This is a genomic window from Desulfogranum japonicum DSM 18378 (genome assembly GCF_000429945.1).
In the GTDB taxonomy this organism is placed as follows: domain Bacteria; phylum Desulfobacterota; class Desulfobulbia; order Desulfobulbales; family Desulfobulbaceae; genus Desulfogranum; species Desulfogranum japonicum.
Genome location: NZ_AUCV01000031.1, coordinates 39,607 through 65,727, shown reverse-complemented (window position 1 = coordinate 65,727; position 26,121 = coordinate 39,607). Strand labels below are relative to the sequence as shown.

The 26,121-nt window shown below is 50.1% G+C and carries 13 protein-coding genes and 1 pseudogene; 3 read left to right on the top strand and 11 right to left on the bottom strand.

Annotated features, from left to right (window positions below; translation table 11 throughout):
- Positions 1–5: 5 nt before the first annotated feature.
- From G493_RS0114615 to G493_RS0114600, 4 genes are read right to left on the bottom strand one after another with little or no spacing between them, the layout of a single operon-like run.
- Positions 6–2,333 carry a DUF5682 family protein gene (locus G493_RS0114615; RefSeq protein ID WP_028580995.1) on the bottom strand — a complete coding sequence of 776 codons (2,328 nt, stop codon included), beginning with the start codon at positions 2,331–2,333 and terminating at the stop codon, positions 6–8.
- Positions 2,334–2,346: 13 nt separating this feature from the next.
- On the bottom strand, positions 2,347–3,426 hold the full coding sequence (locus G493_RS0114610) for an ATP-binding protein (RefSeq protein WP_028580994.1): 1,080 nt from the start codon (positions 3,424–3,426) through the stop codon (positions 2,347–2,349).
- 12 nt (positions 3,427–3,438) lie between these two features.
- Positions 3,439–4,935: a DUF5691 domain-containing protein gene (locus tag G493_RS0114605; protein WP_028580993.1), complete on the bottom strand. Its 1,497-nt coding sequence runs from the start codon at positions 4,933–4,935 to the stop codon at positions 3,439–3,441.
- Positions 4,929–6,320, bottom strand: coding sequence for an SWIM zinc finger family protein (locus G493_RS0114600; protein ID WP_028580992.1), 1,392 nt, complete (start codon positions 6,318–6,320; stop codon positions 4,929–4,931). Before G493_RS0114600 ends, G493_RS0114605 begins: the two co-directional genes overlap by 7 nt.
- Before the next feature lie 738 nt (positions 6,321–7,058).
- Between G493_RS0114600 and G493_RS0114595 the strand changes: the two genes are divergently transcribed.
- The 3 genes from G493_RS0114595 (at position 7,059) to G493_RS32290 (ending at position 17,002) form a co-directional block, all read left to right on the top strand.
- Positions 7,059–9,230 (top strand): methyl-accepting chemotaxis protein, encoded by a 2,172-nt coding sequence (locus G493_RS0114595; RefSeq protein ID WP_028580991.1) that lies wholly within the window; start codon positions 7,059–7,061, stop codon positions 9,228–9,230.
- A gap of 198 nt (positions 9,231–9,428) precedes the next feature.
- Positions 9,429–10,625: a CaiB/BaiF CoA transferase family protein gene (locus G493_RS0114590; protein ID WP_035274617.1), complete on the top strand. Its 1,197-nt coding sequence runs from the start codon at positions 9,429–9,431 to the stop codon at positions 10,623–10,625.
- Positions 10,626–11,140: 515 nt separating this feature from the next.
- Positions 11,141–17,002: a choice-of-anchor D domain-containing protein gene (locus G493_RS32290; RefSeq protein WP_051309324.1), complete on the top strand. Its 5,862-nt coding sequence runs from the start codon at positions 11,141–11,143 to the stop codon at positions 17,000–17,002.
- A 319-nt stretch (positions 17,003–17,321) separates the two neighbouring features.
- Here the strand turns inward: G493_RS32290 and G493_RS0114580 are convergent, their stop codons facing one another.
- The 7 genes and pseudogenes from G493_RS0114580 to meaB all read right to left on the bottom strand — a co-directional run bounded on the left by G493_RS0114580 (position 17,322) and on the right by meaB (position 26,099).
- Complete coding sequence (locus G493_RS0114580) at positions 17,322–17,879, bottom strand: hypothetical protein (RefSeq protein ID WP_028580989.1); 558 nt, start codon at positions 17,877–17,879, stop codon at positions 17,322–17,324.
- Between the two features lie 388 nt (positions 17,880–18,267).
- A complete protein-coding gene (locus G493_RS0114575; protein WP_028580988.1) occupies positions 18,268–18,603 on the bottom strand; it encodes a hypothetical protein in 336 nt (111 codons plus the stop codon).
- A gap of 21 nt (positions 18,604–18,624) precedes the next feature.
- On the bottom strand, positions 18,625–20,073 hold the full coding sequence (locus G493_RS32285; RefSeq protein WP_051309323.1) for a tail fiber domain-containing protein: 1,449 nt from the start codon (positions 20,071–20,073) through the stop codon (positions 18,625–18,627).
- A gap of 39 nt (positions 20,074–20,112) precedes the next feature.
- A complete protein-coding gene (locus tag G493_RS0114565) occupies positions 20,113–23,835 on the bottom strand; it encodes a beta strand repeat-containing protein (protein WP_028580987.1) in 3,723 nt (1,240 codons plus the stop codon).
- 307 nt (positions 23,836–24,142) lie between these two features.
- A pseudogene (locus G493_RS34850) lies at positions 24,143–24,373 on the bottom strand (DUF2786 domain-containing protein); the annotation flags it as partial.
- Positions 24,374–24,620: 247 nt separating this feature from the next.
- On the bottom strand, positions 24,621–24,824 hold the full coding sequence (locus G493_RS0114555) for a hypothetical protein (RefSeq protein WP_028580985.1): 204 nt from the start codon (positions 24,822–24,824) through the stop codon (positions 24,621–24,623).
- 144 nt (positions 24,825–24,968) lie between these two features.
- A complete protein-coding gene (meaB, locus tag G493_RS0114550) occupies positions 24,969–26,099 on the bottom strand; it encodes a methylmalonyl Co-A mutase-associated GTPase MeaB (protein WP_028580984.1) in 1,131 nt (376 codons plus the stop codon).
- Positions 26,100–26,121 lie beyond the last annotated feature (22 nt).

The window sequence follows — 26,121 nt, the reverse complement described above, 5'->3', positions numbered from 1 at the left end:
TGTTTTTACTGGTACCACTGCTGTTCCCCTTTGATTAATCGTCCCAATCGTCCAAGCTGTGCAGACCACAACTCGCCGGCATCCAAATTCAAGGTATACGCCGTATCTGTCTTTACCAGGGCTCTGTCCTGCGCCACAATATCAAGCAACCGTTTTCTTTCCATTGCGTCCAGTGAGGAAAACATCCGTCGAAACAGTGGTAAAAACTCGATAAACTCCTCATCATCCAGCCTCAGCAACCACTGCTCCACCGCATTCAACAGCAAATCGTCATAGAGCAGGCGCTGTACGGCTTCGTCAAAAAATCCCTCAAAAAAACGTGCAGCATCCGCAGCCGGTATGGCAGGAGACAACATTTTTTGAAACAGCACCTGGAGCACTTCCGCCGCCATTCGCTGTTCCTGGTACAAGAGCCGGGCACATAAACCGACGACCTGCAAACTGGCTGTTGGAGTATCAACCACCTCCTGTAACGCCTGCCACCATGACGAAACAGCGTCATCCTCCATTTCTGCCAGCAAGATAGCCTGGTGCGCGGCACCGACACACCGGCAATAATGTTGCGACTCTTCGTCACTCAAATTGCGGCAGGCATAGGGCAAGGCGATTGCAGCCTGGGCCGCCAAGCGAACATTAAGGGTATCAATGTGTTCCAGGGAAATATCCCTGGCTGTACCATAGCGGCTGATGTTTACCAGTGGTGGCAGGCTCTCAAGAAATTCTATGCAATCGCCTGCCAGGGCGGCGCGTTCATCCAGGCGAGCTATACCCCGCTCAGCCGCTTCATCCAGCTGGGCCGCCAGGCACAACTGTACTGTCTGGGCCAGCAAGCCCAGGGTATGCTGGGTATGGATCGTTTCAAGCATTTTTCCCGCAGCAGCCTGCTCAATGGTGCTGCCATAGATTAATTGCTCCACCAGACGCACTGCATATTCAGGCTCCCAACAGAGCTGCCAGCGCTCGCGAAATGTTCCACGACTGCTCCCACTGTCCTGCAAGGTACCCCAAGGGACATCCAGAATGTGTAACCTGTGCAGCAAGACAGACTTGCCTGCGCCTGCTCCACTTCGCAAATCCAGGGAAAGTTCACGCGGCAAAGCTTCAGGTTTGAGCTTATGCTTTTTCTGTTGCCGTTGTAAATCCTCAAGCAGCGGGACCAGGGGAGCATCCGGCGGAATCGCGCCCACTTCGCTTCCCAGCAGGATGCGTGCTTCCATCTTCCGCCAGATCAAGGCTTCGCCAAAACAGAGACAGGCTATCACGGCATCCCGGCTTTCCTCAAAACCGGGAGCCGGACGTCCGCGTACGGCAGCCAGACCATTGCTCAAACGAACTGCTTCAATTACCGATGCCGTAGAGACGATATGGCCCTGTTCGCGCATAACCCGGGCCACTCCCCCAAGCCAATAGGCCAAGGCATTGGGGTTATTACGCTGTTGCCACATGTGCTTATACCACATGGGTGCAGCAACCCCGGCACCATAGCCGGAACTGGTGGCTAAACGCGGGGTGGTCCAGGGTACCCAGGTACTCTTGACTTTGCTGGCTGTAAGCTTTTTAGGCAAGGTTTTCAGCAGGGCCCGGTCATCTTTTGCAACATGTTTTTCCTGTAACGCCGGTACATGCCACGCTCCGCAGATAACGGCCACCGGACCTTCACTGTTTTTCGCAGCCTTGCCGATGGTCAGACGCATGTGCGCCTCTCGGGGCAAATCTCGCGCAAAGACAAGATCTCCATGTTCACCGCACTGCTCCAATGCAGCACTGCGCAGCTCTAACATTGCCTGATCCAGAATAGCAAAAATCGCATGGTCGTCATCTGCGTTCTGCTCTATCAGGTCATTCCACCACGCCTCTCCATCCTCATAACCGGCCAGTTGCGCCAGAACACCTATGGGATCTGCTGAAAGGCGAAAATCTCTTTCTTCTTCCCCCTCCTGAACAGGCTCAGCCTCAACCGTATCCTCTTGTGAGGGTTCAGTTTGTTCGGCTGCTTCCGCGACCATCTGGGCAAGACGTGTGGCCACAGGCAGGTCAATAAACTCCAACACAGCATTGTTACGCACAGCCCAGCAGCAGGCCTGGTATTCGGGAGAATACTCGACAAATGGAACGAATGTACTACAGACGGCATTATCGGCCACATAGCTTAACAGGGCCACAGGTGGTTTCATCTCCGGCCTGGCAAGCTGCGAAAAAAGAGGGGTACAGTCAGCCGGACCTTCGACCAGAACCGTAGCAGGCCTCACATGCTCCAGGGCGGAAAGCACACGACGTGCAGAGCCCGGACCATGATGGCGAACACCAAAATAATGAATCTCCGCTTGAGACATAACCTACCGCCGCTTAGAGCACATCATTCATGCTGCGATAATATTCGGCATAATCCCTGCGCTTTTTCATCACGGTCTCCAGGTACTCTTCCAACACGACTTTATCCTGCACAGGATCTTTTACAATCGCACCCACCAGATTAGCGCTGATATCTTCAGCTGTCAAAGCACCTTCACCAAACCAGTTTGCCTGGCTCAGGCCCCCCACCATCACGGCGATGGCCTCAGCGGTGGACAGATTACCTGTCGGTGTTTTCAGAACCACCTTGCCGTCAAGGGTTTCACCACCTCGCAATTCCCTGAAAATAGTTACAACTTTTTCTATTTCTTCCCTTACATTTTTAGGGATCGGCAGATCAAGACCAATACCTGTCTGCTCGACGCGCCGGGCAACAATGGAAACCTCCTGCTCCATATCGTCAGGCAACGGCAAAACCACCACATTAAAGCGCCGCTTGAGCGCCGAAGACAACTCGTTCACGCCTTTGTCGCGGTTGTTGGCCGTGGCAATGACATTAAAACCGCGCTCGGCATACACCACTTCATTCAATTCCGGGATGGGCAACATTTTCTCAGATAACACTGTAATAAGCGTATCCTGAACATCTGACCCCATGCGGGTGAGTTCCTCAAGCCGACACAGGGTTCCTGACTCCATGGCCCGATACAGCGGTGTGGGCACCAACGCCTCCCTGCTTGGCCCCTTGGCCAGCAGTTGCGCATAATTCCATCCATAACGGACCTGATTTTCATCAGTACCGGCTGTACATTGAATCATCTGCGTACTCTTGCCACAGATCGCTGCTGACAAATGCTCACTTACCCAGGATTTGGCAGTCCCCGGCACCCCCAGCAGCAGCAATGCCCGGTCTGTAGCCAAGGTTGCAACAGCGGTTTCGATTAATCGACGGTTTCCAATATATTTGGCTGATATCTCAACCCCTGCAGCGGTTTTCCCTCCCATGAGATAGGTCACCACTGCCTTTGGTGATACATACCAGTTATGCGGTTTACTGCCGCTGTCTTCAGCGTGTAATGCTTCCAGTTCTGCCTGATAGATAACTTCAGCGGGTTGACGGAGTATGTCTGCCATGGAGATTCCTTACTATGTTAATATAGGTAACTGATTATTGAGTTGCAGTAGATCAAGTGCAGGGTCTGCCAAAGAGAGGCCCATGGATTCAACAGCATCCAGGACAGCGGCCGCAGTAGCCTGGGGAACAAGCAATCCAAGGCTGGTCAGCTCGGCACAACAGTGGAGGTTTTCCAGGTAACCGCCGTCAAATTCTTCTCCAATGCGATTGCAGAGTGCTTTCCAGGCCCCGCTGTTTTTCAGGTCGGTAAAAAGCAGGTCATCCAATGGGGATTCAACAAGGAGCAGGCAATCGTAAAACGAGAGCGTAGCATCCTTGCCTCGCAGTATCTGCTGCACGCAGGTCTGACGTGCTTCGGGAGAAAGCCGGGCAACGACCTGCTCCAGAAGAGATATATCGTTGTGGGTGATGGACGCATCGCTGAGCAGACGGGCAAGCAAATGTTCGATATGATCATCGCTGAGGGTGGATGCGGCATTGGTCAGGAAGGCCAGGTTATCCGAAGGACGGTTATCTTCAAAATCCCAGGCATCGAGGAGCTGCGTTACTTTGAGACCAAGCACCCGGGCAAAAGCAGAAAGAGAAATTCCCCCCAGACGCTCGGTGCGTATCGCATTCTGCTTGCCGCTGCGCATTTTTTTGGGACGCAGCCTCAACCGCTTTTTCAAGATACCCTTTTTTTCCAGGGTATATGTTTCTGCGTGCTCCTGAACTTCCTCTTCAGACATTTCTGCGCTATCTTGCTCCAGAAGAGTTCCCAGACGGCTCAGCATCTGGGATGCCAGCGTAGCGATTTTTTTTGAGCGGTCCTGTAACAACGACTGCAGATAGTCCACATCTGCCGGGGCAAGGTTCACTGCCAGGGTTCCGACAATGGACAGACGCTTGTCTGCCGGTTCACGTCCTGCACACTGCATTATCAGTTCACGAGCAGAATCCGGCTCCAGAGCCCTCATATCCTGCAATAGGGCCAGGCGTTCAGCAGGATAAAACTGGTCCCAGGTATCTTCAGAAAGCGTTTCACCGGCTTCTGTGTTCATGGCAGCGACATCTGCCACCCATCGACACCAGGGCCAATACTCCCTGGGCAGACTTTTTTCTTTATTGGTAGGCAACCAGTCCGCAGGATGGGCTGTCACCCGGCGTTGGGATAACAGTCTCAACACACAGGCCACGTCTATGGACCGCTGTTTTGAAAGACCTTCCAGCGACCTGCGGAAAAGAGGCCGCAATGATTCGGGCAAAGTGGGTACCGCCAACATGGGCAACAGTGGTTTTTCATGCAGACTCTGCTGTCCTGAACAACCGGAGGTCATCATCAATTGCAGCTGCCCCGTCAATGCCAGGGTTAAAAGCCTTGCATGCTCAGGGCTGGTTCCTTGTAACAGTGCACTCCAGCTCTCAGGCAGCGTTACTGTGGCTGCCACTTCACCGGCACCAATCATCCACTGGCGTTGCAATTGCTCTGTGACGGCTAAAGCCTGCTGCAGTTCATCCTGGTTCAACATGCTATACTCCCCCACGGTTTTGCCTGTACGCCCAACAGTTCCGCGTTATTGCCGTCCCAGACAATACAGGCCCGGCGTATCTCACAGCCTTGCAGTAAAGGAGAGACATGCTCATTCATCAGGGGCCACGCTCCGTAACTGTCACGCCAGTAAAAACGACCTTTTTTATCTGCTGCAATACGGCCTTCACTGACAATGAACGGGTGTGATTCCAGCCAGGGTATCGTACAGAGTTTCCTCGCAAAGCCGGTATCTGGTGCGACCTCTTCATGTGGCCAGTCACACACCTGCGGAGCACAGGCTTTCTGGGTGTGTATGGTTGCCCGCAACGGCAGTCTGCTGGGGTAAAATATCAGCTCTGCGGAGATAACAGAACCAACCCGCTCTCCACCCTGACGCCTCCCCACAGAGGCAGGATAAAAATCCTGCAACAGGGCAAAACGCTGTTCGGCGCTTTCATCCAGGTTAAGCAGCCAGCTCGCATGACTAATCAGGCCGTCTCGGCGCGTGACGATCTGTTCTCCTACGGTTTCCCATACCCCCATAACACTCAAGGTTTCGGGAGTCTCTAAAAGGACAGCCCGCGACTCTGTTGCCGCCACACTTCGCCGTGCGTCGGGATCATCAGGATCAACCAGCCATGCTTCGCTCAGCCATACCAGCTGACTCAGCTCCTGACATACTTTTCGTGCCTGTTCATGGGAGGGCAAGGCCAGTACTTTTGCCGGTATTTCATCCAGACGGGATGCCAGATTGGCAGCCTTCGCATCCACCATACGGGCAGCTATCTGCCGGCATCGGCTGCTTATTTCCTTCATAAGCCCACCTATACCAGTACGCAATTGATCATCGACCCATTGCTGAAACTCAACCAGGCCATCTCGAATACTTGCCTCGGTGGCAGCTTTTATTTGTTTTGCACGTTGAGCCTTTGCAGCCTCCTTGTTAGCCTGTTCTGCGGCGCTCAATGCAGGAGTATCATCGCCTGTGGCCAAAAGAATATTTTTCTTCTCTACCTTCCCGGCGGTCTCTGCTTCAGTGGATGTACTTTTCTTGCGTCGGCGTCCCAACCAGTCATGCACCCACTCAGGAGGATCTGATACCGTAAAATCATCCGGGCGATCAGCAAATTGCCACCACAATGCCAGCACATGCTTACAAGGAAATTTACGGGAAGGACACGTGCATTTGTAGCCATGATCAACCACATCTGCCATGGTCAGGTAGGGATTGGATCCCGATCCCTGACATTGTCCCCATATGGTATTCACACCTGGATCCTGGCCCAATAATGGCCATTTGGCAGGTTTGAGCAATTTTTTTGCTGCATGTAAAGATGCCTGGTCAGGTGCCAGATTTTGAATTGTTTCTAAGGAAATTTCCATTCCCTGCACTTCTCCATTAATGAACTCGCTGTTGTGATATTTCAGCGCAACAGACTGCTGAGGCGGCAACAGCCTGAAACTGTCAGCTGCGAGTAAGGCAACTCCCAGGTATGGGCAGGATTACTCTTTTTGAGTATACAAGAACTGCAGGACACGTTTCTAAGCGAACATGCGGAGACTTGTCAACCGACTTATGGTGCATATTTTCTGAACCATCACCAGCTTGGACCGAAACGATTACGTTCTGATCCTAAAAATTCAATGGTGCCAGTCTCCCTGCCACAGCTAATAGCCATAGAGGGAAAAAAGAAAAAATTCAGACAAGCTACTACAGCCCCAGTTATGAGTAACGTTGTAACTGATCACAGATACTCCACGGAGTCTCCCGCTGGTCGCTTACCTCTTTGCACGATCGCGGTTTCTCGCATAGATAGCCTACCGGAGTCTGTGATCAGTTGCTCTCAACTCGAACATAATCCTCATTGCCGGCCAGAAACTTTGTATGTGACCAATCGCCATCATGTAAATAGGATGCACACAGACCACATACCTTTATGTAAACATTTTAATACTTTGGTAACCTGTTTCCCCTGAGCCTCTCACCTCCCGCATTCTTCTCTTTTGCTGAATCTGCATTGGCCTTGAAAAAGAATTATAACATCGACTCTTTTTTCCATATAATGATCATAACCCCTGATGGTGAATGATTGAATAATTTGTGCGGGAGGAAATGATTACATGAAATTGAAAACTGTTAGAATGAAGATTGGCGGAATGGCCGGGGCGTGTCTTATTCTGTCAACCGCCTTCCTGGTGGGATACAGTCTGTATTCTTCCAAATCAACCCAGAAGCACGTTAATGAACGAGTTTCAGGGCTTATCGAAACCCGCTCTTTAGAGGGACTGAAAAGTCTTGCCGGTGACTATGCAGGCAAAATCGGGGTTGAATTCGTTATTGCTTTGGATTCAGCCAGGACAATGGCTAACACCTTTCAGGTGGCAAAATCAAGTGATAACGGCGGCCTTGAATTGGGGCGTGATCAAATCAATGCGATCCTGCTTAAAGTTTTAAAGGAAAATCCAAACTTTAACGGCACCTATTCCTGTTGGGAACCGGATGCTCTTGATGGCAACGATTATCTCTTTAAAACCGGTAGAGACGGGAACAATGCTGAAACCGGTCGATTTACACCCTATTGGAATCGCGATGAAAACGGGAATATCGCAGTACAGCCTCTGGTTGAATATGATACCCGCGATCGTCATCCCAATGGTGTGCTCAAGGGTGGCTGGTATATTAACCCGCGTGAAAACAAGGTGGAAAGCGTACTGGCTCCGCTACCGTATATCGTTCAGGGAAAACAGGTCTGGCTGGCTACGCTCTCGGTCCCGATTTTGGTGAATGGAAAATTTTACGGGGTTGCCGGTACCGATTACAACCTGGATTTTGTCCAGAAACTATCTGAAGATGTTGATAAGAACCTTTTCGAGGGTCAGGGGGAGATCATTATTGTCAGTAACGATGGACTTATCGTTGCAGACAGCGAACGACCGGAGATGATCGGCAAACATTTAAAAGGGGTTATACCTGAAGATTGGGAGGAATACCTGACCTATATCAGGGAAGGTAAAAATGAAGCAGTCCTGAACCCTAAAGATAATTATTTCGAGGTGTTTGCCCCGATTAAACTCGGTAGAACCGGTAAACCCTGGTCTGTGATAATTCGGGTCAAGCAGGAAACCGTTCTGGCTGATGCTATTGCCCTGGACAAGGAACTCACAGCCACAGGAAAACGCAATACCTTCATGCAGGTATTGGCTGGGTTGGGATCTTTTGTAATCGCAATTCTGCTCTTGTGGTATGCCATTGGCGCTATTGTTCGCCCAATTCGTGGTACGGTCGACATGCTCAAGGATATCGCTGAGGGCGAAGGTGATCTTACCAAGCGTCTGGAGGTGACAAGTCAGGATGAGATCGGTGAACTGGCGAAATGGTTCAATGAATTCATGGAAAAACTGCAATCACTGATTAAAGATGTTACCGGTACGACCGGTACTCTTAATGATGCTTCGTCCAATCTCAGATCCATTGCCACCGAATTATCCGACAGTGCCGAATCAATGTCTGACCGCTCCAGCGGTGTGGCTTCGGCAGCTGAAGAGATGAGTTCAAACATGAACAGTGTCGCGGCAGCCAGTGAACAGGCTGCGACCAATGTGAACATGGTGGCCTCAGCTACTGAAGAAATGACGTCAAGTGTCAGTGAGATCGCCCAGAACTCGGAAAAGGCCAGGGTGATAACGGAATCTGCCGTTACCCAAACCAATGCGGCTTCCAATGAGGTTGGAGAACTGGGCCGTGCAGCCAATGAAATCAATAAGGTTACTGAAGTCATAACTGAAATTTCAGAACAAACCAACTTACTGGCGTTGAATGCCACCATTGAAGCAGCCAGGGCCGGTGAAGCAGGAAAAGGCTTTGCAGTTGTTGCAAACGAGATCAAGGAACTGGCCAAGCAGACAGCCGAGGCAACCCAGGAGATCAAGACCAAAATTGAAGGTATTCAAGGGTCTACTGCTACTACGGTGGAGCAGATTACTCAAATCACCTCAGTTATTAATGAAGTGAATGAAATTGTGGCAACAATTGCTACGGCGGTGGAAGAGCAGGCAGCGACAAGTCAGGAGATTTCGAGCAATATTGCTCAAGCATCCATGGGTATTCAGGAGGTCAATGAAAATGTCGGACAAAGTTCGACGGTGGCGGCTTCAATCTCCGGTGATATCGCTGAAGTCAATCAGTCGGTTCAGAATATCACTGACTCCAGCAATCAGGTAACTCTTAATGTTAGAGAACTTACCAATATGGCAGAAAGGTTGCAGTCACTGGTAGGTCGATTCAAAGTATAACCTGTTTGTTTTTCTTTCTTTCAAGCCCTGCAATCGGAGTTCGTACGATTGCAGGGCTTTTTTTTGCTAATATGTTATACAATCTCTGTGAATCTTGCGGCCATACAACAGTCGAAATTGCCTGTGCGACATATCCTGGCCTGCAAATATGTTACCCACTGAACACATATCACAAGAGCATAACATACGGTGAAAAAGGTGAAACATTGTTTACAGGATATACGCGTACTGGAGGTGGGACAGGTTCTTGCCGGTCCTTATGCAGGAATGATTCTTGGCGATCTAGGAGCCGACGTCATTAAGATAGAATCGCCAGATGGTGGAGATAGTGCCCGACGAACCCCTCCCCACTTCTATAAAGGGGAAAGTATCTATTTTATGACGCTGAACAGAAATAAAAAAAGCATTGTCCTTGACTTAAACCAGGAGGAAGGACGCGAAGTCTTCTATGACCTGGTAAAAACATCAGATGTCGTTCTGGATAATCTGCGCCCCGGTGTCCCCGAGAAGCTTAAGATTAATCATGAGGTTTTGAGTCGCTACAACCCCAAAATCATATCATGTTCCATCAATGGATATGGATCAGATACCCCTGACAGTCATAAACCATCCTTTGACTTGATGATGCAGGCTCAGGGAGGTGGCATGAGCCTCACCGGAGAGCCGGAAGGTCCCCCTCTGCGAATGGGTGTTTCCATAACCGATCATGTTGCCGGTATCTATGCTGTCACGGGGATACTGGCAGCACTTCATGCACGCGAGCACACCGGTAGAGGACAGAAAATTGAGGTTCCTCTCTTCAGTACAATGATTTCTCTTTTAAGTTATGAGGCTGGCTTCTGCCTGTATTCGGGTGAAGCTCCCGGCCCGGTGGGCTCCGGTCATAGATCGTTAATCCCCTACAATGCAGTAAAAACCAAAGACGGCTATATCGTCATTGATGCCCATTTACCCAAGTTCTGGTCTGCTCTGTGCCAGGTTTTAGACAGCAAAGCCCTTACAGGCAACCCAAAATTCGAGAGCCTGCAAGCAAGAAATACCTACCGAAAAGAACTGCTTGAGATTTTAGATGAAGCGTTTGCGAAAAGGACGAGTCAGCAATGGCTGGAACTTCTCGAAGCCAACGGAGTGCCTTGTGCGCCGATCAATGATTTACGTGCCGCCCTGAACGACCCTGCCACACTGGCATTGAACATGGTGGTGGATATTGAACATAAAGGCGTAGGCCTTACCTTCAAGGCTCCCGGGAATCCTATTCGAATGTCTGAAAGCAGGGGGGATAAATTCTCATCTCCTCCCCTTTTGGGAGAACATACAGAAAACATCCTCAAAGAATTGCTGGAATATCCAGACGAAAAGATACAACGGCTCAGACAACAAAAAAGTATTCGTTAGATCTGGCCTGAAATGAGGATTTTCGTTCGAGATCTGGCAGACGAAGACTCCAAAAACGTCAGTTACATGTATTATCATCTGTGATGATTCATATTGTAATTACGATAGCGGTTTCCCGCATAGATAGCCTACCGGAGTCTTCGCTTACCTGCGAAAAACCGCGCTTGCATAAATCTGAAGCAGCTGTGACCAGTTACGACTCATAACCAACTGAAATATCAGTGTTGTTAATCCCGCGATCAGTTACATTCTCAGCATTTCATCACACGAATGTGACTGTGTCCTCTAATTGTTACTCCCTTTCTCATTTGAAAAATTTAATTTTTTCCACACGTTATTATATCAAAATTTTGACTTTCATTTTCTTTTGGTGATAGGCTTTTTGTAGATATTAAACGTAACTTGGTACAGAGTTTTGCTTCCATTCTACCTGAACTCTCTGCTCCTTGTTTGTCGACTGAGGAACAAACGGCTCACAAGGTAATTTTTTCTTTTCTAACAACGGCCTTCCTTTTATGAAAACAATTCGAATCCTTATTACCGGATGTATATTGGCTGCCTTTTACTCTCTCAACGTGTCTGCCGGAACATTAGGTACGGAATCTTCTGATTTTTCCCCTACAGGCCCTACATTTACCGTAAGCACCGCAGGTACGCATACAGTTACCGGAACTGCTGGTCCTACACCCGGTGATACCGGAGACGGCTTCAAAGTCCAACTCTCAGGTGCCGTTAAAGTAGACAGTGTCTCGTATTCAGGACCAACAGTAGATAATATCTATGGTGATCCTATCAATTTTTCTTTAACCGGCTGCAGTGTCAATAATGCCTCAAGCTGGAACCAAACCTATAGCTCAAACAACTATAACTGTACTCTCGCTTTTACAATGAGTTGGGGAATTATGTCTCCTGGTTTAGCCTGGACAGCAACCATTACGACCTCAACTGTTTCCAACGCCCCTCCTTCAGATATAACGCTCTCTTCACTTTCTTCGACGTTAACATACAATAATTTATGGGAATACTACGAAACGGGTATTACAGCGACAGGAACAGACACCGACGGTGATTCGCTCACCTATTCCATCGTTTCTGATGGCGCCTCCGATAATGGCAGTTGCGGAGCCACAGGAGATGACGGGAACGGGGATTTTGATTTTGACTGGGATACAGGGGATCTTCTGGTAAATAGTAGCAATGTTTCGCCGGGGACATACAATATCTGTATACAAGCTAAAGATAGTTTTGAATCGTACCAGGAGAGTTTTGCAGTTACGATCCTGGGTCCATCGAACAATGACGGCAGTCTCACAGCCTCCGTTGGAGTGACAGAGCCGGTCGACCTCCCCACTACCGCCTCAGGATCAGGCAACGCGATCAATATCTTCGACTTTACCATCGCCGATAGCGGAGGGGGCGATGGCCTTTCCCTGGATGTCACTCAACTTGATATCAATCTCTCCGGTACCGCTTCGGCCAACTTCTCCAAACTACGCTTCAACCTTTCAGGATGTGCTAGCCTATCGGATGTAGCTCCCAGCGGGTCGACGGTAAGCTTTAGCGGTGCCCCGTTGATTTCTGTGGGTGACGGCGGTAGTACGACCTGCACGATCTCTGCTTACTGGAACGATAACACAGGTATTACCGACAACCAGACCCTGGTCATCTCCATTGACGGCGATACCGACCTGACGGTGGATGGCTCCAAAACCCAGATGAGCGGGGCAAACAGTTCTGTTACAACCGGCACTATGAGTACAGAGGTGGTCGCTACCAAACTGGCCTTTTCTACTGCACCCACCAGTGGAGATGCAAGTGGTTTGGCAATGACAACCTTTGGAGTGGCGGCCCGGGATGCAGCAAATAATACGGATTTGGATTACACTGCCAACGTCTCTCTTTCTAAAAACTCTGGGAGTGGCTCGCTCTCCGGCACGACGTCCGTGGCTGCATCCAGTGGTGTAGCCACATTCAGCAATGTTATCTATACCGCGTCAGTGGATGGAGAAAGTTTTACGCTGGATATAGACAGCGGGATATTTCCCACTCTGACCTCATCTTCACTGACCTCCGATATAGTCGCAACCAAATTGATCTTCGACACCCAGCCAGCACCTCTCACGGGCTATTCAAGTAACCTGCTTGACTTTAGCACCGATCCCGTTGTCAAAGCGGTAGATGCCAATAACCAGGTAGATACCGGTTGGAGTACAGACATCGTGTTGTCGGAAGAGAATGGTGCCGGGTCGGCAATCCTTGAGTCCACTGGCGATACCGATGGCGGCGGAAACAGTACGGTCACCCAGACGCCGAGCAGCGGAGTGGCTACCTTTACCGGGTTGACAGTGACCTATACCAATTCTATCAGTGATTCGGAAACCTATACTCTCCGTGCCACCTCCACCGGCATTACCTCGGTGGACAGTAATCAGCTGACCTCAGACAGGACGAGCATCACCAGTGCTGCTTACAATGCCACCACAGGAGAGCTGGTAGTTACCGGCGTAGCCCTGGTGGACAATGGCTCGGGTGCTGATGTTGATGCATCCATGTTTACCCTGACGGGTGAAGGCGGGGAAACCTATACCTTCACAGATACCCCTGATGTGGAGATTAGTTCCAGCACTTCATGTACCCTAACGTTAAGCGCGACTGACAAGGCGGCGGTGAATCAAATACTCAATAAAGCAGACACCACCTCCACAGGTGGTACCACCTACAACCTCGCTGCAGCGGACAACTGGCTGACCGAGGCTTCGTTAACCAGTAACATAGAAGATCTAACAGGGAATGCTGTTACCGTCAACAATGTGCCTGCCCCTGCCATCAGCTCCGCAGCTTATGATGCTGATAGCAATACATTGACAGTGACCGGTACGGGGCTGGTAAAGCTGACCGGAGCTACCAATGATATCGATGTGTCGACCCTGAGCTTGACCGGCGAGGGGGGTGCTACGTACATACTGGCCAGCAGCACGGATGTGGAGATCACCTCGGGCACCCAATTCAGTGTGACGCTTACCGGGGCAGACATCTACAGCGTGGAGAGCCTGCTCAATAAAAACGGCCTCAGTTCTGACAGCGGAACCACGTACAATCTGACAGCAGCCGAGGACTGGAACCGGGGAGCCGATGCAACGGTGACCATTGCCGACACCAACAGCAACGGAATTACGGTAAGCAATTATACAGCACCGGCCATTGCCAGCGCCACCTATGACTGGAGTACCGGACAACTGGCCATTACCGGGACGAATCTGGTTAGTATGACAGGTGCGGCAAACGATCTCGATGCCTCGCTCTTTACCCTCACGGGGGAGGGAGGGAGCTACACACTGACAGACACTACAGACGTGGAGTTGACCAGCGCTACGAGTGTCACCCTCACCCTGAGCGCCACGGATCAACTGAATGCGCATGGTCTGCTCAACAAAATAGGAACATCGTCCAGCGGAGGTACTATCTATAACCTGGCTGCGGCCGATAATTGGCTACCCGGTGCTCCTGCGACCAATGATATTGCCGATACCACCAATAACGGCATAACAGTGAGCAACGTCTCCGCGCCCACTATCACTTCTGCTACGTACGATTCCGACACCGGAGTGATGGCGGTAACAGGCAGTAATCTCTTCAAAAAAATCGGCACAGACAATGATGTGGATCTCTCGACTCTATCAGTTACCGGTGAAGGGGGAACCTATACAATAACCAGCAGTTCCGATGTGGAAATAACATCAGCCACAGAATTTTCCCTGACCCTTTCAGGAGCAGATAAAACCAATGTTGACAGTCGCCTGGATCGGATAGAAACACAGTCCAGCGGTGGTACTACCTATAATCTGGCTGCGGCTGATAACTGGTTGGCAGCAGCTGATACAGCCGCAGATATTGCTGATACGACAGGTAACGCCATCAATGTTACCATTGCGCCCACGATTACTTCTGCCACGTATAATGCAACAACCGGTGTCCTTGTGGTTACCGGCACCAATATACAGGAAAATGACGGAGGGTCGGACATTGACGCTTCCACATTGACCATTACCGGTGAAGGGGGTGAAACCTACACCTTGACTGATACTGCAGACGTGAACAGGACTTCCGTAACCGAGTTTACCCTGAACCTGTCATCAACCGATAAGTCGGCGATCAACCAGATCCTCAATAAAGATGGCCTCAATTCCACCAACAGCACTACCTATAACCTGGCTGCTGCCGATGATTGGGATACCAATGCCACCAGCGGGGATACCAGTGACGCAACAGGTAACGATATTACAGTGAACGGCGTGCCGGTACCTGCAATCACCAGCGCTACCTATAATGCTGTTACCGGCGTGGTTACAGTGACCGGTACCGGCTTTCTCAAAGCCAGTGGGGCCGGCAATGATATAGATGCCTCCCTGTTCACCTTTACCGGCGAAGGGGGCGAAACCTATACCCTGACCGACACCGTTGATGTGGACATAACGTCTGGAACAAGCTTCACGCTGACAGCAAGCGCCACCGACCTGGCAGCAATGAACCAGATCCTGAATAAAAATGGTACCACTTCCACTTCTGGCACCGCCTATAGCCTGGCAGCAGCCGAGGACTGGGCGATGGGAGCTGATACTGCTGTGAATGTCGTTGATCTGACCGGTAATACCATGACCGTCAGTAGCGTGGCTGCACCCACTATCACCTCGGCCACCTACAACAACAGTACGGGCGTGCTCCTTGTCACGGGAACCGGCTTACTCAAACAAGCCGGAGCAACCAATGACATCGACATCTCGCAGCTCACCGTTACCGGCGAAGGCGGAGCTTACACCCTCACTTCTGCCAATGACGTGGAAATTCTTTCAGGAACGTCTTTTTCCATAACCCTGTCCGGCACTGACAGGACCGCTGTCGACGCACGACTTGACAAGGCCGGAACGTCTTCCAGCAGCTCAGTCACATATAACCTGGCTGCGGCTGAAGACTGGGCCAAAGGCGCTGATTCGGGGGTCACTGTTGCCGATATTACTGGTAACCCCATAACTGTTTCCACCATTGAGATGGACGTCCAGGGCAACGGTACTTCCATCTCCGACGGAGATACCACACCCGCCACGAGTGATTACACCCTGTTTGGAGGAGTTGACGTGGACAGTGGCAGTATCAGCCGATCCTTTTTCATTTATAATACCGGTTCGTTGCCCCTGAATTTGACCGGCACCCCCAGGGTATCCATTGGAGGAACCCACAGCGGGGATTTTACCCTGACAACCAATCCGTTAGCCACGGTTTCGGCAAGCGGTGCCACCTCTTTCCAGGTAAGCTTTGATCCTTCAGCAAAGGGAACTAGGACTGCCACCATCTCAATTGCCAACAATGACGGTAATGAAAACCCGTACAATTTCACCATTGCCGGGATAGGCAATACCAGCCATACAGTCGATACCCTGACCGATGAAACTGACGGCTCCTGTGACGATGGCGACTGCTCCCTGCGGGATGCCATCCAACTGGCCTCCAGCGGAGATACTCTGGACCTCGGCAGCCTGAGCGGAACAATCACCCTGAACGGCAGCGAGCTGGTTATCGATAAGGATCTGACCCTGACAGGGCCATCATCCTCCGGCCTGACCATCAGTGGAAACAACGCCTCAAGAGTGCTCAATATCACCGCTGGCACTGTGAGCATAACCAACCTGACTATCATGAACGGCTCTGTGGCAGGGAATGGTGCAGGTATCCTCAACGCAGGTACCCTGAACATAAGCAAGTCAACCATCAGGGACAACACCAGCAGTGGAGGAACCCACGGTGGCGGCATCTCCAATGACGGGGGAACAGTCATTGCAATCAACTCGACATTCAGCGGCAACTCAGCCACTGATGGCGGCGGGATCTTCTCCAGCGGCACTCTCACCCTGAGTAACTGCACCTTGAGCGACAACTCTGCCTCCGGGACGGGCGGCGCCCTCAACAACACCGGCACCCTGCATGTGCAAAATACCATCCTCGCCAACAGCGTTAGCGGAGGTGACTGTACTGACACAGGTACTTTTGTCACCAATGCCAACAACCTCATTGAAGACAACACCTGTTCACCAGCACTCTCAGGCGACCCCATGCTCAGCCCCCTTGCCGACAATGGAGGAGCAACCTGGACATACCTGCCGACGATTTCCGATCAATCTATCAGCCCGGTTGTCGATGCCGGAGACGATGCCACCTGTGAGACTACAGACCAGCGGGGTGTCACCCGCCCCAAAAACGGCGATAAAACCGGTGCAGCCATCTGCGATATCGGCTCAGTGGAAATACAACAGACAAGTTTCCCCTGGCTTCTCCTCATGCCCGCACTATCTTCGCCAAACAAGGTGCAGCAGAACATGGAATGACCTTTGTCAGAAAAGCATGATTGGCTATTCAACATAGCCAATCATGCAAATCTCGCAAAGCAGCATCTGTTTTCCCATCTATGGATTCATTAGGCGGCTGCGGTAGGGATCCGCAACCGCAGATGCAATCCCTCGAGCTCCCCCTGTTGCAGTGAAAAATTTGTCTATGTTTCTCCTGACAAGAAGAATTTAACCATCCTTTTCACGCCGATTTCCACATATTCAAAAAATCCTGAGAAATGCGGGCAAAAATCGCGATTGGCCAAACATAAAGTTACTGAAACCAGTTACGCATGAGTAATAAGGCTGCAATTACTCCTCATTGCTGGATACAGTAAATTCTCAGCATTTCATCACACGAATGTGACTGACTACCAGAATTGTCAGACCAGTAATTATTATTGGCCAGCACGTCTCCTGTTCCGGCAGATTCTAAGTTGCTCGACGTTGTCCAGTTGCTGCAATTTGCAACACCATGGGAAATGTCATGGGTTCCATATACAGAGGTAGCTGTCCACACGTACCCTGACGTAACCACAGTCCCATCAGCTGTCTGGTTTATGGCATGATAGAGTGCTCCGTCAGTAAGATCTTCCCAATCAGATGCAACCACCTCATTACTTGGCAAAACGTACGGGACCTGATGTTTCATCATCATTGCCAGGGGAGATAAAGTACTGTCACTTATCCAGGCTAAATATACACCGGTAAGTCCTGCGGCTTCGGCTTCAGTATTACATGCTGCATGAGCGCCTACAAGACCATTGGAAAAAGATCCGTCATAGAGTCCTTCGGTAACAAATACATATTTCCTTTGGATATAACATATAATATTGCCGTCACTGTCAAAGCCTTTTACGATAGAACCTTGGAGCAAGACTGCCCTGGTGAGATTCCATCTCTACCGGTATTCATAGGAATAACCACAACCCGATTTTCTGCAATACAGCTTAGCCCGGAAAACAAAGCAGTCCCAAGGATACAGCAACAAATCATTGTATTACTACGTGTTAGCATTTCACTTCTCCGTGAGCAAATAGTATTGATTTGCGAGCATCGACTACACCTGAATTCAACCATGGCTACTTTTGGTGAAGTCAGGATTGATTTAACAGTAACAACGGGGGATCAGGCATAAAGCTTTAAAAAACAGCTAGTTCATTCCCGGTGATTTTTACCACGGGTCTCGACTTCCAATCTCACATAATTGCCTGTTCTTCCAGATAGCAGAAAATGATAAAAAGTATTTCTTATATAGCGTCGGCTCACCCCTTTGGCAGACAAAAAATAACGGGGCGTCCTTCTTTGTTAAAAAGAAAATAAAACCTATTTCCGGAACATTGGGTTTCAGTGCCCCCGGTTTTGGTGTAGGTGCCGCCCGATTCAACGGTGACGAAATTTCTTTGTATAAGGCTGCCGTCCTGCAACAGCAGGGTTCCACCATTTTGGATAGTAATATTCTGACAGTTCATAAGTAAAGAGCCGCCATTAATGTCAAATGTCGAACCGGAACCGATCGTCAGTGTACCGGCTGAAGCCGGTGAAAGCACGGCATAAAAGAGTGCAGCCGCACATACACCTGGTAGAGCTGTTTTGATCATAATCGTAGCCTTGCAACGGCTTTACTGGTTAACTGTAACAGTAGAAGATACAGTGCTTTTTTGCAGTCGCATGTTAAGTTCTTTCACTTCTTTTTGCAGATCCTCGATGGTTTTCTGCTGTTCCTGGACAACCTTTGTCACCACTGCTAAAACGTCCATGGGCGAAACCGATTTACGGCTGTTTGTCGCTACAAGATCAGGGACATCTTCGGCGATGAAACCGACGGATTTTTCAGTGGGATCAGCCTTATACTGAAAGGTTACCGGCTCCAGGGCTGCGATTGTCTGCATTGCCTGGTCCTTTTCCAAAGGCACAATATTATTTTTCAGCTTTCTACTGCTGCTAAGTTCAAGATTACCGGTAATAAGGGCGTTGCCGGCCACGTGGAGCGTATGGGTTGGATTTCGTACCCCCAGTCCTACATTGCCGTTGTTGCCAATGACCAATGTATTCTCTGGTGCACCAGCTATGACTTTAAAAGGTATGTGAGAGCTATTGGTTACGTCGCGGACAAAAAAGTTTGTTTCATTGCCGGCGACATCCCAGCTGTGTGCCGGCCAACCTGAGGTTCCATCCTGTTCGAGACGGATCGTGGTTGTATCGCCGTCAGTTATGTGGAGCTCCGTAGACGGGAGTGCAGTACCCATTCCCACCCTTCCGGTGGAGTGAACATAGATCGAGTTGGCAGGTGCTCCTGCCTCCAGGGTCAATAATGTCCTTCCTCCGTCAACATCCATGAAACCGAGGTAGTTTTTACCGCCGTTGCTTGATTCATTTGCAGTAATCTCCCAGTCATTGGTGGGGAACGAACCTGAACTACTTGTATCGGTAAAGCGTATGCGAAGATTGTTTTCTTTCAGCCGGAGAGTATCAAAGCCGAAATTCTCACCATTGGCGCAGTCGATTCCGATACATTGACTGCCGATAATAATCAAGTCATCGTTAATAGTCTGGTCGGCATAGGCGGTTGAGACAAAGAATTCTGAGAGCATTTCAACCAGAGACAGACTCTTTGCCTGGAAAGTCTCCAGCAGGCTGCTTTCTTCAGCTGCCGGAAGGACGACGGTACCGTTTTCGATGAGGAAACTCCCTGAGACTACTTCGGAGGCGGCTGCTGTTCCCTGGCTGCCGTCATCGGTTCGAGATTCCTGTATCGGGGCTGTGCCTAACCGTATTTCCCATGAATATCGACCGTCAACAGTGCTTTCAGACATGGTCCAGGTTATGGGGCTGCCATTTGAATCATTGCGATATATGGGGGTGCCGGCTGGTCCCATGATACGCAGTTCAATATAGGTATACTCCGGTGAGGCTGCTGTTGCGGTAATCCCACCAGGCTGCAGTGTTATTCCGGCGTACTGTGAACTACCTTGTACAATGCCTGCGAGGAACAACATAGCGACAAGCTGCCAAATGATACTCCAGGCAGGTATATTCCTTTTTCTTTCTTTTTTTCCCGTATACAACATGTGTTCCTCCTGTTGTCATGAATGACATATTTCAACAAATCAGTTTTCTTGTTTGTTTGGCGAGACAAGGCCGGGCAGCAGTATCTGCCATGGAAAGCGTTGCCTCGTATACAGTGTCATGTCTGCCCCGTAGGATGTTCCAGCAGCACTTTGGCCGACAACTCGAAAATGGTAGGTCGTGTCGGGCAGTAAAACATCGGTCAAAATAACGGAAACGGCTGTAGTCCCTGAACCTGTTACAGTGCCCGGCGTTGCCGCATAACTTCTCCCGTATGAAGTATCGCTGCCAACTTCAAAAAAGACAGCCGTTGCGTTGCCGTTGGCGTTAATGGTTCCGTTCAGAACTGCCCCTGTTGAATTCACTGCTGTTGCTGCCAAGGTGACAGTAGCCGGTTTAACGGCAGTGGTAAAAAAGGTGACATTCTCCCCATAGGTTGTTCCTGTGCTGTTCTGGGCAACGATTCTATAATTGTAGAGTTTGTTGACAGAAAGGCCGCTGATGCTCTCTTGCACCGCGACAGGTGAAGTTCCTGTAACCGGGCTTTGAGAAGCTGTCACACTTGCCCCGTAGGAAGTGGTGAGCCCATATTCAAAGGTAACGGTGGTCGAGTCATTGTTGGCATCAACAGATCCATTGAAGAGGGCGTACGTCGACCCTACATTCGATGCCGCTGTTGTAGTTGCGGCGGGGGCGATTCCTCCAGTGGTAAATGTCTGGTCGCTGCCGTACACTGTTCCGTCACTATTTGCGGCCATGGCACGATAATGGTACGTTGTCAGCGGAATCAGATCAAAGAGTTGCGAACTGACAGCTGTAGGCGTTGCGCCGTTGACGGTTGCCGGTGTGGCCTGGGTGCTGTGTCCGTATCCTGTATCCAGACCGTATTCGAACATGACGCTGGTGCTATTGCTGTTGGCTGTTATCGTTGCATTCATGGTTGCCTGGGTAGCGTCAACAGAGGTGGCAACATCCGTGGTTACCGCAGGTCCGGTGAGTGTTGTGAATGTTCTGTCATCGCCGGGATAGGTCATACCTCCAGAGTAGACTGTTGCTCGGTAATGATAGGTCGTGTTCGGCGTCAGATTGGTTGCCCCGGCAGAAATCGAAGTTGTGGTTGATCCGCTGACCGTGGATGGGGTTGCAGTCACGGTGGAACCATAGGCAACGGTTGGCCCATAGTCGAATCGAACGCTCCAGGTACCGCCGTTGCCATTGGCCTCACCATGAAGGGTGGCTGTTGTTGCCCGTATATCACTGGTTCCCAGCGTAAGAGCTGTGGGATTCAAGCTCGTTTTAAAGGTGCTGTCTGCTCCATTGGTCGTGCCATGGGCATTGGTTGCGACAACCCTGTAATGATAGGTGGTGTTAAAACTCAAACCGGAGAGTGATGCGCGCACCTGAGTATCGTCTGAACCGTTTATAGGGCTGGGGCTCGCCGTGACAGAAGAACCGTAAGCAACTGTCGTACCGTACTCAAAAGTGACAGTGGTGGCTGCATTGACCGCATTAACCGTACCGTCGACTTCCGCTCCGAGAGTTAACGGGAAGGCATTACCTGTTACCGCGGTGGGAGGTCCAACCGAAGTGGTAAATGTCCGGTCATCACCATAGGTTGTACCTGCCGCATTACTGGCTACCACTCTATAATGATAGGTTATAGCCGGGGTAAGACCGCTAAGAGCATAGCTTACGGCCGTATCCGCGGTTCCGGCAACCGGGCTCTGGTCGGCGGTTATGCTGGTTCCGTAGGAGGTGGTGGTTCCGTATTCAAATGTCACGGTTGATGCGAGATCGTTGGCGTTGACACTTCCATTGAGCGTTGCACTGGTTGTTGTTACACCGGAAGCTTCTTCAGTGGTGACAGCAGGTGGTGCTATTGTTTCAAAATTGCTGACCGTGCCGTAAACGGTCCCACCGGCATTGGTGGCCTTTACTCTGTAATAGTAGGTCGTGCCGGGAAGAAGATTACTGAGAGAAAGAGAAACGTCTGTGGCACTGCTGCCGCTGAGAATGGATGGAGTGGCGGCTGTTGTCCTGTCAAATGTCGGGGTACTCCCATATTCAAAGCCAACAGTTGTGGATAGGCCGTTGGCGTTGACTGTTCCGTTAAGTACGGCTGCGGTCGACGAGATGGAGGTGGCGGTTTTGGTAGTGGCGGTGGGTGGCGGTGTTCCGGTGACAAAGGTTCTGTCCTCGCCATATGTGGTGCCGCTCCCGTTGCTTGCTACAACCCGGAAATGATACGTTGTATTTTGGTTGAGGCCGGAAATGGTAGCGCTGAAAGAGGTATCGGCGTTTTCCGTGGAAGGGCTTCCATCGGCTGTCACTGTATTGCCGTAACTGGTCGTCAGCCCATATTCAAAGGTAATGTTTGTTACTTCTCCGTAGGGGTTGACCGTTGCATTCAGGGTAGCGGATGTACTTTCTACGGGCGCGGCGGTTATGGTTTCCGCATCAGGCAGGGAGTATGTCATAAAAATTACATCCTCGCCTGTTGTGGTACCGTTGGTATTGTCGGCGACAATCCGGTAATGATAGATGGTTCCAGGCTGCAGCCCAGTCAATGCTGCACTGGCGTTCTGATTAATGTCGCCTCCCATCGGGCTTTCCTGTGCAGTAACCGTATGGCCGTAAGACGTTGTCAGACCGTATTCGAACGTCACAGCAGTGGTCCAGCTACTTGTTCCGCCATCAAAGGTTTTCGGATTGACGGTACCGTTCAAGCGAGCCGTACTGTTACCCACGGCACTGGCTGCCTCTGTGGCTGCATAGGGGCTGGTTGTGTTGTAAAAAATCTGGTCTGCCCCATAGCTTGTCCCTTGGCTATTGGTGCCGACAACTCTGTAATGATACGTGGTATCCGGGGTGAGGCCGCTGATATTTTTGCTTACCTGTGTCTCTGCGGTTCCGACAACGGGGCTCTGATTTGCCGTTACAGTGGTGCCATAGGCAGTTGTTGTGCCGTACTCGAAGGTAATGGTGGCTTCACTGTTATTCGCCGTGACACTACCGTTGAGCGTCGCTGAATTGACGGTGAATGAAAAGGTGGCAGCGCCTGTCGTCACAGAAGGAGCAGCCTGAGCTGAAGTAAAGAATGTTGTATCGTCTCCATAGACGGTGCCGTAAGCATTGGTTGCCACGACTCTGTAATGATACGTGATGTTGGCAGAGAGCCCGGTTACCTGAGTAGTCACTTCTGTGTCTACGTCACCGCTAACAGGGCTCTGATCAGCAGACAAAGAAAAACCGTAGGCAGAGGTTCCTCCATATTCAAAGTGGACAGTGGTTTCCTCAGAAAGTGGATTAACAATCCCTTTCAAAGTGGCACCGGTAGTCGTGACCGGAGTAGCCGTTTGAGTCGTAGCTGTTGCTACTGCGACGGTTGAGAAGAAAACAGTACTTCCGTACGTGGTTCCACTTGCGTTGACAGCGACGGGACGGAAAAAATAGACTGTCCCTGGATCGAGGGACGTTAGATCTGCCGTAACTGCGGTATAAGAACTGCCGGTAACCAACGGGGGGGTGGCAGCAATAGTCTGTATCTCCGGGTTATCCTGACCTTCCAGGGGTTGGGTACTGTATTCAAAGGTAACCGTGGCATCTTCATTGTTAGCGTTTATTGAAGCGTTTAATGTCGCCGTATTGCGTGTAATGGTCGATGCGCTTGAATTTATTGCCGTTGGAAGTGCAGCACCAGCTGTAGATGCGAGCAGCAAAACAAACGGAAGAACAAACAGAAAAAGATATCCCTGGATTTTCATATTTTCTATCCTGATGAAATTAACATGCAGATAGGGGTAATACTAACACAGACGAGTTACAAAAAAGAAATTAATTTTATGTAAAATACTACTCTTTCATATCAGCTCTTTATTTGAATGGAAGATTGCGCCTGGCTGTATATGCCTTGCCGTTTTGCTCTACAGGCCCATTTTCACGAGGGCGTATGGAACGTCGTCTGACCCTTATTGTGCTATTTTTAATTCAAGGGGTAGAAGGAAGACTTGCAGAACAAATATGGTGGCCATGATAATCAAATCATACAAACTGTATGGAAAGAGATACTGGTCAGGCCCATTGATGATTTAGCCACAGTATAACATCCCTTGGGATATACTCTTCACCAGGACGACAGGACTCTATACACCAAGCGCAGAGACGAAGACGGTATTTGGAAGAGCCCCATATTCTTTCATCTGTAACGTTTGCACCAGAACCATTCTGAGCAACATCCAATACCGTAAGATTATGCTCATTCATCAAAACCTGGGCTTTTTCCATAGCCAACCCAGCTTCATTTTCATTTTAGCTGGCTGCTAGCGCCAACAACTTCTGCAGCTTATCAAATACCTTTTGATTTACTCTCATGGTAACTACTCATAGGGGAAATGGATAAACTTGAAGCCCCTTTATCATAGTTGCCGACCAGGGGGGATTGGATAGCTGAAGCTATATTTTTGGTTGAGCAATCAACCAGAAAAGCGGAAGGCCCGATTTACGCACCAGGAAGAGAGCAGCGGTAAACCGGGCCGAGGGGGTGCGAGCATTACTCAATGCGAGTAAAGGACGTTCTGGTGATGGTTGTCGGGCCTTGAAATTCAACAAAGCCAGTGTCGTTGATCTCCATGCTTCGGGGATCAAGAGCCTTGCCGTCTCCGGTCACTATCTTACCTGGAAACATTTCGAGTGATAGTAAAAACATATCGCCAATACTGGACACATAAAATTTTTTGTCACGATCACTTATCATATTGACCTCCTTAATGAATCAGTCATTTAAGTATCGCCATGTCCTTTTAAATTTACGTTTCTTCTCTTGCCGGAGAATAGGTGTTTTCAACAGAGTCCCGAATAGAAGAAATGAGCACATGTTGTCCCCATGCTCTATCCCTTTTTACTTCTCAAATATCTGGATCAACTTCTTAACCGCAGAAACTGCCGGCAGTTCTTCGTCTGCCACCCGCTTTTCAATATCAGGCAGGGCCTTAATTATTTCGGGATGCCGGGTAAACAGGTTACGCAGGTGCTCATCCACCATATCATGCACCCAGTTGATATTCTGCTGCCTGCGGTGATTGTCAAACACACCGGATTTGGTGGTGACCTCCTTGAACTTGAGGATCACCTTCCAGATGTCATAGATACCCTTGTCCTTGATTGCAGAGCAAGTGAACGCGTGGGACACCCAGCCTTCAGTGGATGGCTGCAGATAATGCATGGCCCGCTCATATTCATTACGGGCCAGCTTGGCGGGCAGCTCATTATCACCGTCCGCTTTGTTTATAATCAGGGCATCGGCAAGCTCCATGATCCCCTTTTTGATACCCTGCAGTTCATCACCGGCACCAGCCAGCATGAGCAGAAGGAAAAAATCCACCATGGAACGTACAGTGGTTTCACTCTGCCCTACGCCAACGGTTTCAACCAAGATCACATCAAAACCTGCAGCCTCACAGATGAGCATGGTCTCCCTGGTTTTTCGGGCAACCCCGCCCAGGGTGCCGCTTGATGGTGAAGGCCGGATAAAACAACGCTCGTCGCGACCGATACGCTCCATCCTGGTTTTATCACCAAGAATACTCCCGCCGGATTTTGAGCTGCTGGGATCAACGGCCAAAACCGCTACCTTGTAGCCATTATTAAGCAAATAGTACCCAAGAGACTCAATAAAGGTACTCTTGCCAACCCCCGGTACGCCCGTGATTCCCACCCGCATTGACTTACCGGTATAGGGCAGCAACGTTTTCAGAACTTCCTGAGCCTCATCAACATGAGCCGGTAAATTACTTTCAGCCAGGGTTATGGCACGGCCAAGCAAACCGCGATCCCGATTAAGGACACCTTCTGCAAGTTGTGCAGGGGTCAACTTCGGCCGGCTATATTTACTTATTTTCTTCTTTTTTCCTGCTGTCTTATACGAACTGATTCCATCATGGCCTGCTGCCACACCGTCCATAACGCTGCAGGCAAATCCTTCGGCACCACCTTCCGGAACCCAGGATGGGCGTTTTTCATCATTTCCCATATGCACTCCCTCAGTTAAAATT